15 protein-coding genes are annotated in these 15,659 nt (G+C 57.2%); 5 read left to right on the top strand and 10 right to left on the bottom strand.

Annotated features, from left to right (window positions below; genetic code table 11):
* Window positions 1-13: 13 nt before the first annotated feature.
* From H1Y61_RS01970 to H1Y61_RS01985, 4 genes are all read right to left on the bottom strand, one after another.
* Window positions 14-820: a phosphatase PAP2 family protein gene (locus H1Y61_RS01970; RefSeq protein WP_180573569.1), complete on the bottom strand. Its 807-nt coding sequence runs from the start codon at window positions 818-820 to the stop codon at window positions 14-16.
* 134 nt (window positions 821-954) lie between these two features.
* The gene (gene leuB / locus H1Y61_RS01975; RefSeq protein WP_180573570.1) at window positions 955-2,067 is read right to left on the bottom strand and encodes a 3-isopropylmalate dehydrogenase; all 1,113 of its coding nucleotides are present in this window, start codon (window positions 2,065-2,067) and stop codon (window positions 955-957) included.
* Window positions 2,068-2,372: 305 nt separating this feature from the next.
* A complete protein-coding gene (gene leuD / locus H1Y61_RS01980; protein ID WP_071203173.1) occupies window positions 2,373-2,978 on the bottom strand; it encodes a 3-isopropylmalate dehydratase small subunit in 606 nt (201 codons plus the stop codon).
* A gap of 128 nt (window positions 2,979-3,106) precedes the next feature.
* The gene (locus tag H1Y61_RS01985; RefSeq protein WP_174112172.1) at window positions 3,107-3,346 is read right to left on the bottom strand and encodes a hypothetical protein; all 240 of its coding nucleotides are present in this window, start codon (window positions 3,344-3,346) and stop codon (window positions 3,107-3,109) included.
* A gap of 114 nt (window positions 3,347-3,460) precedes the next feature.
* On the opposite strand from H1Y61_RS01985, the gene H1Y61_RS01990 reads away from it, so the two are divergent.
* The 3 genes from H1Y61_RS01990 (at window position 3,461) to H1Y61_RS02000 (ending at window position 6,460) form a co-directional block, all read left to right on the top strand.
* Complete coding sequence (locus H1Y61_RS01990; RefSeq protein ID WP_174112094.1) at window positions 3,461-4,360, top strand: HpcH/HpaI aldolase/citrate lyase family protein; 900 nt, start codon at window positions 3,461-3,463, stop codon at window positions 4,358-4,360.
* Between the two features lie 5 nt (window positions 4,361-4,365).
* Window positions 4,366-4,572, top strand: coding sequence for a DUF1737 domain-containing protein (locus tag H1Y61_RS01995; protein WP_070166228.1), 207 nt, complete (start codon window positions 4,366-4,368; stop codon window positions 4,570-4,572).
* 160 nt (window positions 4,573-4,732) lie between these two features.
* Window positions 4,733-6,460 carry a methyl-accepting chemotaxis protein gene (locus H1Y61_RS02000; RefSeq protein WP_015917570.1) on the top strand — a complete coding sequence of 576 codons (1,728 nt, stop codon included), beginning with the start codon at window positions 4,733-4,735 and terminating at the stop codon, window positions 6,458-6,460.
* Between the two features lie 236 nt (window positions 6,461-6,696).
* Here the strand turns inward: H1Y61_RS02000 and H1Y61_RS02005 are convergent, their stop codons facing one another.
* From H1Y61_RS02005 to H1Y61_RS02020, 4 genes are all read right to left on the bottom strand, one after another.
* Entirely contained in the window at window positions 6,697-7,266 is a 570-nt protein-coding gene (locus H1Y61_RS02005; RefSeq protein WP_041697279.1) for a CarD family transcriptional regulator, read from the bottom strand.
* 732 nt (window positions 7,267-7,998) lie between these two features.
* Window positions 7,999-8,337, bottom strand: a complete 339-nt coding sequence (gene fdxA / locus H1Y61_RS02010) for a ferredoxin FdxA (protein WP_070166230.1) — start codon at window positions 8,335-8,337, stop codon at window positions 7,999-8,001.
* Window positions 8,338-8,689: 352 nt separating this feature from the next.
* On the bottom strand, window positions 8,690-9,091 hold the full coding sequence (locus H1Y61_RS02015; RefSeq protein ID WP_174112092.1) for an RNA-binding S4 domain-containing protein: 402 nt from the start codon (window positions 9,089-9,091) through the stop codon (window positions 8,690-8,692).
* Window positions 9,092-9,094: 3 nt separating this feature from the next.
* Window positions 9,095-12,238, bottom strand: a complete 3,144-nt coding sequence (locus H1Y61_RS02020; RefSeq protein ID WP_180574379.1) for a helicase-related protein — start codon at window positions 12,236-12,238, stop codon at window positions 9,095-9,097.
* Between the two features lie 464 nt (window positions 12,239-12,702).
* Here H1Y61_RS02020 and H1Y61_RS02030 point away from each other — a divergent pair, with 464 nt between their 5' ends.
* On the top strand, window positions 12,703-12,858 hold the full coding sequence (locus tag H1Y61_RS02030; protein ID WP_015917565.1) for a DUF3309 family protein: 156 nt from the start codon (window positions 12,703-12,705) through the stop codon (window positions 12,856-12,858).
* A 34-nt stretch (window positions 12,859-12,892) separates the two neighbouring features.
* Window positions 12,893-13,150: a YMGG-like glycine zipper-containing protein gene (locus H1Y61_RS02035; protein WP_041697274.1), complete on the top strand. Its 258-nt coding sequence runs from the start codon at window positions 12,893-12,895 to the stop codon at window positions 13,148-13,150.
* Between the two features lie 95 nt (window positions 13,151-13,245).
* On the opposite strand, the gene phbB is transcribed toward H1Y61_RS02035, so the two are convergent.
* A complete protein-coding gene (phbB, locus tag H1Y61_RS02040) occupies window positions 13,246-13,971 on the bottom strand; it encodes a beta-ketoacyl-ACP reductase (protein ID WP_180573572.1) in 726 nt (241 codons plus the stop codon).
* Between the two features lie 344 nt (window positions 13,972-14,315).
* Window positions 14,316-15,497, bottom strand: coding sequence for an acetyl-CoA C-acetyltransferase (locus H1Y61_RS02045; RefSeq protein WP_180573573.1), 1,182 nt, complete (start codon window positions 15,495-15,497; stop codon window positions 14,316-14,318).
* Window positions 15,498-15,659 lie beyond the last annotated feature (162 nt).

A 15,659-nucleotide genomic window follows, 5' to 3' on the forward strand; every position in this document is an offset into this window, starting at 1 on the left:
TATTGCTGCAAGATCACGCCGCAGCCGCAGACAAGGACGGGTCCGGTTCCTGTTGGGGTGTCTGGGCCCTCTGCGGCATGTCATACCGTTGGCCACTATCCTGGATCAGTCTTTGCCGCAGAACGAGACTGCCGTCGGAGGAGAGGAGGAAAACCAGTCCGCGACGGGCAAAGCCGAGCGCTGCGATCCAGGCGAACCATGCTCCGAACCCCAGGCCGGCCACCACGTCGCTCGGGTAATGCGCACCGACCATCACCCTTGTCATGCCGAGCCAGAGGGCGGCGATGGCAAAACCCAGCCGGTAGCGGGGGGCGATCAGGGCTGCAATCATCATCAGCGCTCCGATGGTGGTGGCATGGCCGGAAGGAAAGCTTTCAAAGCGCGCTGAATTGGCAAAAGGCAGGAAGTCGAAGGCGCCGGCATCGGTGAATTGATCCGGCCGGGCGCGACCGAGGGCGCGTTTCAACAGATTTGCCGCAAGACCTGAACCCGCGATGGTCACAAAGGCGTAGCAGCCAAGCATGGCGATAAACAGCGCCCGGAAGCGCTCCTCCACCGTATTGGCCAATCGCGATTTGGCTGCAGCCTGGACGGCGATCACAAAACTCGCCAAAAGACACCAGTCCGATTGGCCGACGCGGGTCAGAACAGTGGCAATCCGGTAAAAGATCGGGCAGGTCAGGCGGCCCGCATTGCCGATGGCGGTATCGAACAGCAGCGCCATCAACACAACCAAACTTGACCCCGCCAACAGACACAGGCGCGTCCGGCAATCCGGCACACGTCGCCGCCCGCTCTTGATCCTGGCAAGAATTGTCATCGCGACCCCCGTGCGCTGCGTCCCTTATCAGAGAACCAGCACATACAGGCGGATGTCTTCAACTATGTGACACTGTAATCCTGTTCCAGCGCAAGCCTTTGTCTTGCGCTGGAAATCCTTATCAATCCCGTCGATCAGTTCATCAGGGACTGGAATTCGGCGAGGATTGCATCGCCCATTTCGACAGTGCCGACCTGCTTGCAGCCGTCCGCCATGATGTCGCTGGTGCGAATGCCCTTGTCGAGCACGTTGGCAATGGCCTTTTCGAGCTTGTCAGCTTCATCGACCATGGCGAAGGAATAGCGAAGGCACATGGCAAAGGAAGCGATCATTGCGATCGGGTTGGCAATGCCGCGACCGGCGATATCCGGTGCTGAGCCGTGGACGGGCTCATACAGTGCCTTGCGCTTGCCGGTCTTGGCATCCGGTGCGCCAAGCGAAGCGGAGGGCAGCATGCCGAGCGACCCCGTCAGCATGGCGGCCACGTCCGACAGCATGTCGCCGAACAGGTTGTCGGTGACGATGACGTCGAATTGCTTTGGTGCGCGTACCAGCTGCATGCCGCCAGCATCGGCCAGCATATGCTCCAGCTTGACGTCGGAGAACTTGGCCTTGTGCAGCGCTGTTACCACCTGGTTCCACAGCACGCCTGATTTCATCACATTGCGCTTTTCCATCGAGCAGACCGCATTGCGGCGGGTGCGGGCTAGTTCGAAGGCCACGGCAGAAATCCGCTCGATTTCGTAGGTGTCGTAGACCTGGGTGTCGATGGCGCGCTTCTGGCCATTGCCGATGTCGGTAATGGTCTTCGGCTCACCGAAATAGACGCCACCGGTCAGTTCGCGGATGATCAGGATGTCGAGGCCTTCGACCAGCTCTGGCTTCAGCGAGGAAGCAGAAGCCAGCGCCGGATAGCAGATCGCCGGACGCAGGTTGGCGAACAGTTCGAGGTCCTTGCGCAGCCGCAGAAGACCGGCTTCCGGGCGAACGTCGTACTCGACGGCATCCCATTTCGGGCCACCGACGGCACCGAACAGCACGGCATCCGCCGCCATTGCCTTGGCCATGTCAGCCTCGGAAATTGCTGCCCCATGAGCGTCGTAGGCGCAACCACCCACCAGACCTTCATCGGTCTCGAAACCGGCACCCAGCGCGGAATTCATATAGGAAACGATCTTGCGAACTTCGTTCATGGCTTCAGGCCCAATGCCATCGCCAGGAAGAAGGAAGAGTGTGCGAACTGTCATGAGCCGACCTCGTTTGAAACAGGAGTGCGGCGGTTTTATCGGGCGATCAAGGGCAATTCAAGGACGCCAGCGCTGCTAACGGTACGGTTTGGCCATGCGACATGGCAAAGAAAAAGGCGGAACCTGCGTTCCGCCTTAGCGATGACTGCCACGGGTTGTGGCGAATGACTTCAGATCAGGCCCGAGGACCAGGGCTAGAGCATGTCGCGCAAAAGTGTGCAGCGGTTTTGCGGTAACGACATGCGTAAAAACAAAAACTTAAAGCGTGTTGCTTGAGGCTGATAAGCCGCAACACGCTTTAGGGATCAGGCCCAGGGGCGCGATGCGGCGTTGGACGTCTCGAACGAAGCAATCGCGCTGGATTTTTCCATGGTGAGGCCGATGTCATCGAGGCCGTTCAGCATGCAATGGCGCTTGAATTCATCGATTTCGAAGCTGATGCTGCCACCATCCGGGCCGGTGATTTCCTGGGTTTCCAGATCCACGGTCACCACGGCGTTGGAGCCGCGCTGCGCGTCATCCATCAGCTTTTCCAGGTTTTCCTGGCTGACGACGATCGGCAGAATGCCGTTCTTGAAACAGTTATTGTAGAAGATATCGGCAAAGCTGGTGGAGATCACGCAACGGATCCCGAAGTCGAGCAAAGCCCAAGGCGCATGTTCACGCGAGGAACCGCAGCCAAAATTATCGCCAGCGACCAGGATCTTGGCGTTTTGATAGGCTGGTTTGTTGAGCACGAAATCCTGATTGATCGAGCCATCCTGATGATAGCGGGCTTCGGCAAACAGGCCTGTTCCAAGGCCAGTGCGCTTGATCGTCTTCAGGTAATCCTTGGGAATGATCATATCCGTATCGATATTAACGACCGGCAGCGGTGCCGCGACCCCGGTGAGCTTCGTGAACTTTTCCATAGACGTTACCTTCACTGGACCTGAATGAGATTGGCTCTTCGCATAACCGAAAAGCCTCCCGATTTGAAGGAGAATCTTGGAGCTGCTCGTTTCAGCGACGCATGGTCTCACGCGTATACGGCGACCTATTACATATCGATAATGGTGCCGCGCCCATCATTCCAGATTCGGACCGGCTGCTGCTCTTCGGGTTGGCGCTTGCGGGCGTGGACGGCAACCGGCTTCGGCTTGAGCGTCAAAGCGCGCCATGCCAGCGTTCCCGTCAAAACGGCACCGAGCACAAGCGTCAGAGAGAAAGTCAATAAAGCTGCCGCAGTCAAGGCGATGATCCCAAGGCCGAGCAATCCAAGAGCACGAAGGTTCTGCATCATAGTGTTCCTTTCAATGGTTTGAAGGTGGGGCTTCTCCTGACGCTTTACAAGAGTTATTGAGGTCGCAACCCTTGTCGCAATGAAGGTCAAACAACCGAAAGGCGAAGCGCCATGCAGACCAATCCGCCCAATCGCAGGCCGCGTTTTCGTCGCTCGTTGATCAGCGTTCCCGCTATCAATCTTCGTGCATTGGAAAAATCCCTGTCGCTGCCTTGCGATGGAATGATTTTCGATCTGGAGGATTCGGTTGCAGATGCTAGCAAGGCCGAGGCGCGTGACAACCTGGGGCAGTTCCTAAAACACGCGGATTTGAACGGTCGTGAAGCCATTATTCGTGTCAATAGCAGTGATACTCTCTGGTTTGCCGAGGATTTAGCCCTTGTCGAGGCGATCAAGCCGGATGCGGTTTTGCTGCCCAAGGCTGAACGGGTGGAAGACCTGCACCGGCTTCGCAGTGCAGCCGGGGTGGGGCCTGCCCTCTGGGCGATGATCGAGACACCGAAGGCCGTTCTGGCGGCGGTGGAGCTTGCCAGTACGGGTGCGGCACTGGGGCTGGAATGCCTTGTGGTCGGGCTGAACGACTTGCGCAAGGAAACCCGGGTGCCACCGGGCCTTGGCCGTCAATATCTGGTTCCGTGGCTGATGCAGGTGGTCTTGGCTGCCCGTGCTTACGGACTTGAGGTTATCGATGCAGTTTCCAATGATTTTCGCGATCTTGACGGTTTTGCAGCCGAATGCAGCCAGGGGCGTTCGATGGGCTTTGATGGAAAGATGCTGATCCACCCGGCCCAGATCGAGGCGGCCAACCGGTATTTCGGCCCATCTGAAGCCGAGATTGCCGAGGCGCGGGCAATTGTTGCGGCTTTTGCTGCGCCGGAGGCAGCGCATCTCAATGTCATCAATCTGGATGGCAGGATGATCGAGCGACTGCATGTCGCAGAAGCCGAGTATCTTCTGTCCAAGCTGTCTCTTCTTGAACCACGACCATCATCTCCAATCCAGAAAGGATGATCCCCATGAAAGTCTATCGTTTTCTCACCGGTCCCGACGACGCCACCTTCTGTCACCGGGTGACCGATGCCCTTAACAAGGGCTGGGAACTGCACGGCTCGCCCAGCCTGACATTTAACCCTGCTGTCAACCAGACCTATTGCGGCCAGGCGGTGGTGAAGACCGTCGAGGGCAAGACCTATGATCCGTCCATGAAGCTGGGTGAACAATAAGCGTTTAAGTCGCTGGCCGGATGCGAAAATGCATCCGGCTGGAAGGCTGCCTTGAAGGATTGTCGTTATCTCGAATTCGATACGAATGTTTTGCAGAATTTACCTGTCATTCTTGAATTGGAGCTAATGTGCCGAAATATCGCTCTTGTGAGGTGTATTCGTGCGACCAGTTTTCAAGGCCCATTCGACCGGCAATTCCCACTCCGATTTTGAGGTGAAGCTTGCCTCCGCCCATTCGCGGATCGAGAAGTCCTTTCTCGATGGCGGCGCCGTACTGGTATCGGTGATGGATAATCTCGGCAGTCTGGTGGATAGCCTCGACCAGTTGACCGGCGTTTTGGATGGCAAGACGACGACGGATACCGTCCAGGGTCTTCGCAAGACGGTTTCCGATCTCGCCTTGCTGCCCGCACGGGCATCGGCGCGCCAGGACTCCTTCAGCCAGATCTCCGATCAATGTGCCTCGACCTATTCCCATGTCGAGGAAATGCGTGAGACCATTCGCTACCTGCGCACATTCGCCATCACCGTGAAGATAACCGGGGCGGGGCTTGCCGAGTTTTCGGGCTTCGCCGATGAAATCCGTGAGCGTATTCAATCCGGTGCCGAGGAAATCGACCGGTTTGCCGAGCAATTGGCGGGTATGCGCGGCCAGTTGGACACGGCACGGGCGTTTTCCGATGGCATCTTGTCGGATTTCAGCAACACCATTCCCACCATTGTCAGCTCGCTGACCCTAAGCTCCGACCAGTTGGCAACCCAGCACAAGACGATGGCTGGCATTGCCAATGATGTGAAAGGGCTTACCCGCGCCATTCAGGGTAAGATCGCCAACGTGCTCTCGGCCTTGCAAATTGGTGACATTACCCGTCAGCGCATTGAGCATATCCAGAGTAGCCTGGATTATCTGGAGGAGTTTTTTGCGGCTGGCGGATTACGTGACCCGGCTGAAAAAGAGGCGCTTCGTCAGGCTGTTCTGCATCTTGCCCACGCGCAATTGCAGGAATCCCTGGATGATTTCCGGCAGAAATGCACATCGATTGCCGCCAATATGTCGAGCTTTACCAGCGATGCTGCCCGCGTTCTGGCGCTGCGTGACGAATTGAACCAATCGGGCGGTGACAATGACCGCAGCCTGCTGCGCAAGATGGAAAGCGATATCAGCCATGCCTGCGCGCTCTCAGCCCGCGTACAGGACCGCAGCCATGAATCGGATGCTGTCGTCAGTTCCGTTACCCAGTCCGCTCAGGCGCTCCAGGAAGGCATTGAGACGATCCGGTCGATCAAGACTGATATTCACTACATGGCGCTGAATTCCAATCTTCGCTGCTCCCGTCTTGGTGATGCCGGCCGGTCCGTCAATGTCGTCAGTGGCGAATTGCGCACCTTTGCTGCCAAGCTGGAAACTCCAGCCGATGCTATTGTCGAGGACATGCGCTGCGTCGAAGAGGCGACGGCGTCGCTGACCCGCGACGACAATGACGACATCAACCATATTCATGAGCCGCTGAACCTGGCGCTGGATAAGATCCGCGTTGTTGCGACGGATATGGAAAAGGGTCTTGAGGCCTTTGGGGCTGAAGGTCAGCTGGTGTTCAGCCGGATCAGCGCGGCGGTGACCAAGCTTGATTTCGATGGCGAATTGGGTGGCCTGCTGCTGGATTGCCTGGCAATCGCCGACCGCGCTCGCGGGCATATGCCGTCGCTATCGGCTATTCCCGCTGCTGCGCTGCCGCTCAGCCAGAAAATCTTCGCCATCTACACGATGGCGCAGGAGCGCGATATTCATCAGCGTTTCCTGCCGTTGCAGGCTGGCTTTGATATGGTCGTAGATCAGGCCGAGGTTTTTGAAGACGACGAACAGTTGTTTGCCGGAGCATTGTTCTAGAGTCTTCCAGAGGAAAAGTTGAACCCGGTTTTCCCGAAAAGACAAACAAAAACAAGAGAGTTTAGCGTTTGTCTGGTTCAATATGAGCCTGGCAGACGCTAAAGCATCGCATCGAAAGCTGGGCATCGATTTTCGGAAAATCCGCCGTAAAAACCAAAGCCAACGCATCCATGGATGTGCAGAAGACATAAAAAAACCCGGCAATGCCGGGCTTTTTTATGTTGGAGTGAGCAAGCTTACGCTGCTTCTTCCTGAGTTTCGTCTTCTTCCACGGACTTGCCGCGCTTCGGGCCTTTGGCAAGATTGACTTCCACCAGCCGGACGGCTTCGGTTTCAGACATCTTGTTGACGGCGGCGATTTCACGCGCCATGCGATCCAGTGCGGCTTCATAGAGCTGACGCTCGGAATAGGACTGTTCCGGCTGGTGTTCGGCACGGAAAAGGTCGCGCACCACTTCGGCAATGGAAATCAGGTCGCCGGAATTGATTTTCGCATCATATTCCTGTGCCCGGCGTGACCACATGGTCCGCTTGACACGTGCCTTGCCCTGAACGACTTTCAAAGCCCGATCAACAAAATCGGTTTCCGAAAGCTTGCGCATTCCGATGGTGACAGCCTTGGTGACCGGCACTTTCAAACGCATTTTATCTTTATCGAAATCGATTACAAAAAGCTCAAGCTTCATGCCCGCGACTTCCTGCTCTTCAATGGCGGTAATCGTACCGACGCCATGGGCCGGATAAACGATCGCCTCACCTGTCTTGAAGCCCTGACGCGTCGAGGATTTTTTCTGCTGGGTCGTCATTCGCTCTAAAAACTCCCTGTTACTGTATCGGCGACAGCCGACCCCAGGCCGAAAGACCCGGATGAGACGGGGGAACCGTCGGGTGACTCCATGCTGATCCAGTTACGATCAAACGAATAAAAGCACATCAGCGACAGAACCGGCGAGGTTTACATGTCACAAACATAACTTTCGTGGATTTTTCGGCTTTCGCGGTAGGTTTGGGCACACAAATGCCCTCACGTGTGGATCAGTTCTATAGGCTTAACATAAAAAAGTGAGGAAATCAATATTTTGCTGCCTTGCGACAGCTTGACGGCGGAAACTGTTCTTCTTTATGGGTGCGGTTTGACCTGTCATTGGCCAGCCTCGCCAAGGTAAAATAAAATATCTTTTAACCTATTGATTTTTTTAGAAATTCAGAAAATCGTCAAGCTGCGGTAACGATTCCTTTTGCTCGTTGACGCCGCCCTTGTCTCGTCAATTCGTTCACAATGACACGCAATTGCATGGCTGCTGTCATAAAAAACAGAAGCTGCTATGCAGTTTTATCCCAAGTCTTAAACAGGTGAAGCTGAAGGCGTTTCAAATATCTCAAATGCGGCAAGGGCTTGAGACATTTGAAAAGGAATAGGACGATGTGATCGTCAACAGGCAGTCCATCGTCCATTGCCGCCCAATGGGCGGCACCAGGGGGAGGCGGCACCGGGGGCGGCATCCGGAATCGGGTGAGACCGCGTCGCAACTTGCCAATCAGTCGCCCGTGCCAGGCTTTTCCGAGAAATAAAGCTCGAACTTGCCTTCGACGCCATCCATTTCCTTGGCTTCGGGCAAAGCATCGCGCTTGGTGGTGATATTTGGCCAGATCTGGGCAAACTCCGCATTGATTTTCAGCCACTTATCGAGACCCGGTTCCGTGTCCGGCTTGATGGCTTCCGCTGGACATTCCGGCTCGCATACACCGCAATCGATGCATTCATCGGGATTGATGGCCAGAAAATTCTCACCTTCGTAAAAACAGTCGACCGGGCATACTTCCACGCAATCGGTATATTTGCAGCGTATGCAGTTGTCAGTCACGATATACGTCATGCGGTACTCCAGAGATCTCTCGATGGCGAGTGCGACGCCGCGTCTTGCAGGAACGGATTAGGCAAGGAAAAATCGACTGTCCCATATCATGCACAGCTTTTTCCACAAGGGCAGTGAGCTACTGCTTTCCAGAACTGTTAGCAAGGATAAATCATCCCTATCTCGCTGCGATAGAGGTCGATTTTCCTAGTGTCCGTCAGGCGCTTCCCAAACCAGACCGCCCAGCTCTGATACCAGGCATGAAGATACGGCGTATCCTTGCCTTCCGCAGATTTCGAATATCTCCAATGCATCAAAGGCTTGAGATATTCGAAAATGGAAAATGGCCGGCTATTTTCGGTGGCCCTTCGTGTCAATCGTCGCCATCCATCAGGCGGTCCATTTGCCGGCGCTCGCGCTTGGTCGGACGACCGGAGCCGGGAAGTCTTTGTGCCTGTTCGAAAGCGGTCATGGCGTCTCGGGGCGGGCGCGGCGGTGACTGGTCTTCATAGAGAAGTTTCGCCTGCTCGTAAGGGCCGCGATGCGTGCCGGGCTGGCGAACGACAAGTTTCATGTCGTGATTTGGAAGGGTGATATCCAGCACGTCGCCGGGCCGGACAATGATGCTGGGCTGCTTGGCGGATTTGCCATTGACCCGTACCCGGCCCGAGACGATCTGTTGCTGGGCTAGCGTTCGGGATTTGAAAATTCGCGCAAAAAACAGCCACTTGTCGATCCGTTGAGAGGGTCCGGCGAGTGGCTGTTGTTCGCTCATGTCTTACTTCTTCATCTGCTCCTTCAAGGCAGCCAGTTTGGCGAAAGGAGAATCCGGGTCGATCGGCTTTTCCTTGCGCGGCGGCTTTGCCTCGAAACGCTGCGGCTGGGTTGATTTTGTGTCCCTGTCGCGGTCCTTACGCGGACCGCGATCATCGCGGTCGCCCCGGTTTGCGTGCTTGTCGCGGTTGCCGTCCCGGTCGCGGGGCTTGCCGTGATGGCCACCCTCGCGGCGCTTGTCATCGCGGTCACGGCCACCTTCTGTACGGGCACCTTCGGGACGAGCGTCCGGTTTCTGCTCGCCCTGCTGCGGGGCGCGCTTTGCACCCTGCGGACGGCGGTCGCCCTGTTGTGGACGTCCGGCCTGGCGCTGGTTGTCGTTGCGTCCACCAGGACGCCACAGCAGAACCGGCTTGGGTTCCGTTGGTCCTTCCGGATTGGCAAGAAGGTCAGCGGATGGAGCCTCGGTCGCTGCAACTTCGGCCTCTTTGACCTCCGCTGGTGCTTCTAGCGTTGCTTCGGCGCTGATCTCAGCACTTGGGACGGTCTCGAGCGCTGCCGGTTCAGCAGTGACAGTTTCCGTCGCTGAGGCTTCGCCATGCTGATCCGCATCGTCTTCGTCGGTTTTTTCGACGCTTTCGGCTGTCTGCGTTGGTGCATTGGCGGCTGGTGCGGCAGGCTTGTCATCCTGGGTGCCTAGGAAGGCCTGGGCCTCTTCCGCCTTAACGGCATCGGCGCGGTAGCCGAGGCCCTTCAGGATTTCTTCCATGTCATCGGGTGTCGCACCGAGGATGGAGAGCATGGCCGTGGTGGTGGTGAAGCGGCGGCCATCGTAAGCACCGTCCGGGCGCGGCGTGGTGCCCGGCTTCCATTGCAACAACGGACGGATCAGATCCGCCAACCGCTCGAGAATGTCGATGCGCACGGCGCGCTTGCCCAGGAAGCGGAAACCCGCCAGCTTGTAGAAATTACGCTCAAAGCTTGGATCAGTCACCACTGAGGTGCGGCCTGCGGCCAGAACCGGAATGAGATCGCCATAGCCGGGCTTGTCCAGACCATCGTTCTTCAAGGCCCAGAGCAGGGTGATCAGCTCCGCCGGAGCGGGCTTCAACAGCGCTGGCATGAAGATGTGATAGGCGCCGAAGCGCACGCCGTAGCGGCGCATGGAGGCGCGTGCATCCTGGTCCAGCGATTTCACCTCTTCGGTGACGTCGCGGCGGAACAGAATTCCAAGCCCTTCCACCAGCTGGAAGGCCAATCCCTTGGAGAGGCCCTGCAAGTCCTCGGCCCGCGACAGATCGTCGAGTGGCTTCAGAATGGTCGAGATATGATGATTGACGAAGCGTTCGATGCGGGCGACGACGTGCTCGCGCGCATTGCCGCTCAGCGGTTCATCCGCCAGCAGCAGAATGCGGGGGCGCATGATGTGATCCGATCCGGTCAGCCGGGCGACGGGATCACCCAGCCACCGGACGAGACCGTCGGAACTGAGCGCCAGATCCCCATTGCCCGAAGCATGCAATCTGGCAGCCCGCGCTTCGAATTCCAGGCCAAGCGCCTTTTGGGCAGCAGTTTGCACCGCCTTGGCGTCCGGCCCCTCGGTTCCAGAGATCGGCGTAAACCGGAATCCGGAGAGTTGGCCCACGTGATGTCCTTCGACGAAGACATCACCGTTCACACTGATTTCAGCTTCCAGCATCCCATTCTCTCTCAAGCGCTTCATAAGCACAGATGTCCTGCGATCAACAAAGCGTTTCGTCAACCTTTCATGTAACGCGTCAGACAATCGATCTTCGATTTCCCGCGTCTTTTCTTGCCAGTGTGTCGGATCGGCAAGCCAACCTGGCCGGTTCGACACATACGTCCAAGTTCGGATCTGCGCAATGCGCGCAGAAAGAGTATCTATCTCGCCGTCTGTCCGGTCGGAGCGATGCACCTGCTCTGCCATGAAATCTTCGTTCACACTACCGTGCCGGGCAAGGTCGGAATAGAGGGTAAGAATCAGATCGGCATGTTGTGCCGGGGTAATTCGCCGATAATCCGGTAATGCGCAGGCATCCCATAGCAGCGAGACCCGATTTGGCGACGAAGCCAGGTCCTGGACCTCCGGATAGCGGGCCAGATAATCCAGCGCCTGCTGATCGATTGCCGGCAGCGCCCGCACCAGTCCAGTCACCTTGGGGGCGGCATCGAGGCTGCGGCGCAGGTTGGCAATCGAGGAAAAATCGAACTGGGCCGTGCGCCATTGCAGCACCTTGACCGGATCGAAATGGTGGCTTTGCAGCCGATCCACCAGTTCCGGCTCAAACGGATCGACCCGTCCTGTGACGCCGAACGTGCCATCCTTCAGATGGCGTCCGGCGCGTCCAGCAATCTGGCCCAGTTCTCCGGGGTTGAGATTGCGGAACTGATAGCCATCGAATTTGCGGTCCTGGGCAAAGGCAACATGATCGACATCGAGGTTCAGGCCCATGCCGATCGCATCGGTCGCGACAAGATATTCGACATCGCCGGATTGATAGAGGCCGACCTGGGCATTGCGGGTGCGCGGGCTGAGTGCGCCGAGCACCACAGCGGCCCCGCCGCGCTGGCGACGGATCAATTCGGCAATGGAATACACCTCGTCGGCGGAGAAGGCGACGATTGCCGTGCGTTGCGGCAGCCGGGTGATCTTCTTTTCGCCGGCATAAAACAGCTGCGACAGGCGTGGACGCTCAACGACAGTAATACCCGGCAGCAGATGCTGAAGGATTGGCTTCATCGTCGCCGAACCAAGCAGCAGGGTTTCCTCGCGTCCGCGCAGATGCAAGAGCCGATCGGTGAAAATATGGCCGCGCTCGAGATCGCCCGCCAACTGGATTTCATCAATGGCCACGAACGCGACTTTGGTTTCGCGCGGCAGCGCTTCGACGGTGCAGACGGAAAACCTTGCATTGGGCGGGGTGATCTTTTCCTCGCCTGTGATAAGGGCGACATGCGCTGCGCCGACCCGCTCGACCACCCGCGTATAAACTTCGCGCGCCAGCAACCGCAAAGGCAGGCCGATCATACCCGACCCATGGGCAACCATGCGCTCGATGGCATAATGGGTCTTGCCCGTATTGGTCGGCCCCAGCACAGCAATGACGCTGCGGCCGCTCAGGATCATGGGTTGCGAAGTCAAATCGTCGCTCCGGACTGCACTGTCAAAAGAAGATGGTAACAGTCTATCTTCCTTCGGGACCACACATGGCGATGCCTTGGAGCAAAGGCAAGAAAAGATTTGCCCAGAAGGTGCTTTTCCGGCTCTGGAGGCGAATAGGAGGAAAATAACCTCAGGTTGTGACGCATTTCACTCATTTTCCGCAGCAGGCGTTGATTCGGAACAGCTAAAGAACGAATCGGCGACGAATCGCTGACTCCCGAATTTTCAGGTTTTGTTCCAATCTTCATCTTGTGGGTCATTGGCCTAAGGCGAGCAAGATGATGGAGGCCACTTACAACCGGAACCGTTGCCGGTTTCCAGAATGCAAAGCGATGAGATGAAAGGAGAGATCGGGCGGAACAATACAGTGTCTGGATCATTATAGGGACACATGAATTAAGACATGCTGAAAAGTAAAGGGAAACACCATGCTAGGCACAATTCTCGTCATCATCCTCATATTGTTGCTGCTTGGGGCGCTTCCGACTTGGGGTCATAGCCGCAACTGGGGCTATGGTCCGTCCGGCGGCTTGGGTTTGGTTGTGGTCATCATCATTATTCTGCTGCTTATGGGCCGTATCTGACGGTTATCCAGGCCAGGAAGAAGAGGAAGTTTTTATGAAAAAGACAGTGATTGCAGTCGCCATGCTCTTGCCGATGATTGCGTCTTGTACGCCGACGGAGCGCGGTGCCTCGATTGGTGCAGCATCCGGCGCGGTCATCGGTGGCGTTGCTACCAATTCGGTTGGTGGTGCTGCGGTGGGTGCGGTCGGCGGTGGTGTGATTGGCGCTTTGATTGGCCAGTCAACAGAGCGTCGTGGCTACTGCGTTTACCGTGACCGTTACGGTCGCCAATACGAGCGCCGCTGCCGTTAAGCGGCATAGATTTGAATGCGAAAAGCCGCCGGAGCGATCCGGCGGCTTTTGTTTGTTGGGATAAGGCAATAGCGGGTGGAGCAAAGCCGATGCAGTCAGACGAAGAATTGGCCACCATTGGCGGAAATCGTTGAGCCGGTGATGAAACCGGCGTCATCGGACGCGAGAAACACCACGATACGGGCAATTTCCTCCGGTTCGCCGAGGCGTCCGACTGGAATTTGCGGAATGATCCGCTCGTTCAAGACTTTTTCCGGGATCGCCCGGACCATTTCCGTGCCGATATAGCCCGGGCAAATGGCGTTAACGGTAATATTCTTCGCCGCACCTTCCTGGGCAAGCGCCTTGGTAAAGCCGAGATCGCCAGCCTTGGCGGCAGAATAATTGGCTTGGCCCATCTGGCCCTTCTGGCCGTTGATGGAGGAAATGTTGATGACGCGGCCAAAGCTGCGGTCGCGCATGCCCGTCCAGACCGGGTGGGTGACATTGAACAGACCACTCAGATTGGTGCCGATCACATCGTTCCACTGTTCAGGCGTCATTTTATGGAACATGGCATCACGGGTAATGCCAGCGTTGTTGACAAGGATTTCAACCGGCCCGAGGGCCACCTCGACGGCGGAAATGCCCTGCTTGCAAGCCTCGTAGGAGGAGACGTCCCATTTAAAGACCGGAATGCCGGTTTCGGCTTCAAATGCCTTTGCGGCCTCGTCATTGCCAGCATAATTGGCGGCAACCGTATATCCAGCTGCCTTCAATGCCGTTGAAATTGCTGCGCCGATGCCACGTGTTCCGCCGGTTACCAAAGCTACCCTGCTCATTCCAGTCTCCTCTCAATAAGTGTTTTCTTGTGTTGCGTCTCTCCGTTACCCCAGGGGGCAAGGAGTGACATCCCCCAATTCAACGGGTGTTTCTGCGAAATACACAGAGAACGCCAGTCACTACGGTTTGACGCCGGAAACATTGAACTGGAATGATGCAGGTAAAATATGGCCGGATCGGTTCCCGGCTCGTTTATTGTCTTGGCGGTGCGCATGTGGTCCGCCGCTGAAACCAGTTCCGTTGATTCCATCCGGCAAAAGGAAGGGTGGCGATCAGGCGATACCCTCACCGTTTACGATATCAAAGCCCGATGGTTCCCCATCGGGCTTCTGGCTCGATAGGCTCAGAGACCTTCGATGCACATGGCAACGCCCATGCCACCACCGATGCACAGGGTCGCCAGACCCTTCTTTGCGCCGCGCCGTTTCATTTCAAACAGCAGGGTGTTGAGAATACGGGCACCAGACGCCCCGACCGGGTGGCCGATGGCAATGGCGCCGCCATTGACATTGACGATTGACGTATCCCAGCCAAGATCCTTGTTGACGGCGCAGGCCTGGGCGGCAAAGGCTTCGTTGGCCTCGACGAGATCGAGATCGTTCACGCTCCAGCCAGCCTTTTCAAGCGCCTTGCGGGATGCGGGGATCGGACCTGTACCCATGATCTTCGGATCGACGCCAGCTGTGGCCCAGGAGGCGATGCGCGCCAAAGGCTGGATGCCGCGACGGACGGCTTCAGCTTCGGTCATCAGCAGGGCGGCGGCGGCTCCGTCATTGATGCCAGATGCATTCCCGGCGGTGACGGTGCCTTCCTTGTCGAAAGCGGGACGCAGCTTGGTCATGCTGTCCAGGGTCGCACCTGCGCGGATATATTCATCCGCATCGACGATCACATCGCCCTTGCGGCCTGGCACAGTGACCGGGACGATTTCGTCCTTGAACCGGCCTGCGGCCTGGGCGGCTTCGGCCTTGTTTTGCGAGGCAACCGCAAAGGCGTCCTGCTCGTCGCGGGTCAACTGCCACTGGCGGGCAACATTTTCGGCGGTGACACCCATGTGATAGCCGTAGAAGGCATCGGTCAGGCCGTCCTTGATCATGGTGTCGATCATTTTCATGTCGCCCATCTTGGTGCCGGCGCGCAAATGGGCGCAGTGGGGAGCAAGCGACATGGATTCCTGGCCGCCAGCAATGATGATGGAGGCGTCGCCGGTGGCGATCTGCTGCATGCCGAGTGCCACGGCGCGCAAGCCGGAGCCGCAGAGCTGGTTCAGGCCCCAGGCAGTTTTTTCCTGCGGAATGCCGGCCTTCATGGCGGCCTGGCGGGCCGGGTTCTGGCCCTGGCCGGCGGTCAGGATCTGGCCGAGGATCACTTCGTCGACTTCGGCTGCCTCGATGCCTGCGCGTTCCAGCACGGCCTTGATCGCGGTCGCACCCATATCATGCGCGGCAACGTTGGCAAATGCCCCGTTGAAAGAGCAAACTGCCGTTCGAGCCGCGCTGGCAATGACGATGGAAGGCGTAGACATGGGTATCTCCTCGATAGTGTTCTTTGCTGCGGCTGAGACTGTCAAAGCTTCCCCGAGAAGTCAAACTCAAAGCATTGGGAAATTTCAGTCTTTGGTTGCATTTCAGCGGATGGCTATCGCTGCTTTCGATAGCGCAATCCCGCGACGCACAAAGAGATTGTC

It is taken from the genome of Agrobacterium vitis, assembly GCF_013426735.1.
GTDB classification, from domain to species: Bacteria; Pseudomonadota; Alphaproteobacteria; order Rhizobiales; family Rhizobiaceae; genus Allorhizobium; species Allorhizobium vitis_D.

Excerpts from the sequence above, each read along its gene's own strand:
- H1Y61_RS02015 (WP_174112092.1), bottom strand. The coding sequence starts at position 9,091 with ATGAGCGAACAACAGCCACTCGCCGGACCCTCTCAACGGATCGACAAG.
- leuD (WP_071203173.1), bottom strand. The coding sequence starts at position 2,978 with ATGGAAAAGTTCACGAAGCTCACCGGGGTCGCGGCACCGCTGCCGGTC.
- H1Y61_RS02020 (WP_180574379.1), bottom strand. The coding sequence starts at position 12,238 with ATGATCCTGAGCGGCCGCAGCGTCATTGCTGTGCTGGGGCCGACCAAT.
- leuB (WP_180573570.1), bottom strand. The coding sequence starts at position 2,067 with ATGACAGTTCGCACACTCTTCCTTCTTCCTGGCGATGGCATTGGGCCT.
- H1Y61_RS01985 (WP_174112172.1), bottom strand. The coding sequence starts at position 3,346 with ATGCAGAACCTTCGTGCTCTTGGATTGCTCGGCCTTGGGATCATCGCC.
- H1Y61_RS01970 (WP_180573569.1), bottom strand. The coding sequence starts at position 820 with ATGACAATTCTTGCCAGGATCAAGAGCGGGCGGCGACGTGTGCCGGAT.
- phbB (WP_180573572.1), bottom strand. The coding sequence starts at position 13,971 with ATGAGCAGGGTAGCTTTGGTAACCGGCGGAACACGTGGCATCGGCGCA.
- H1Y61_RS02045 (WP_180573573.1), bottom strand. The coding sequence starts at position 15,497 with ATGTCTACGCCTTCCATCGTCATTGCCAGCGCGGCTCGAACGGCAGTT.
- H1Y61_RS02005 (WP_041697279.1), bottom strand. The coding sequence starts at position 7,266 with ATGACGACCCAGCAGAAAAAATCCTCGACGCGTCAGGGCTTCAAGACA.
- H1Y61_RS02030 (WP_015917565.1), top strand. The coding sequence starts at position 12,703 with ATGCTAGGCACAATTCTCGTCATCATCCTCATATTGTTGCTGCTTGGG.
- fdxA (WP_070166230.1), bottom strand. The coding sequence starts at position 8,337 with ATGACGTATATCGTGACTGACAACTGCATACGCTGCAAATATACCGAT.
- H1Y61_RS01990 (WP_174112094.1), top strand. The coding sequence starts at position 3,461 with ATGCAGACCAATCCGCCCAATCGCAGGCCGCGTTTTCGTCGCTCGTTG.
- H1Y61_RS01995 (WP_070166228.1), top strand. The coding sequence starts at position 4,366 with ATGAAAGTCTATCGTTTTCTCACCGGTCCCGACGACGCCACCTTCTGT.
- H1Y61_RS02035 (WP_041697274.1), top strand. The coding sequence starts at position 12,893 with ATGAAAAAGACAGTGATTGCAGTCGCCATGCTCTTGCCGATGATTGCG.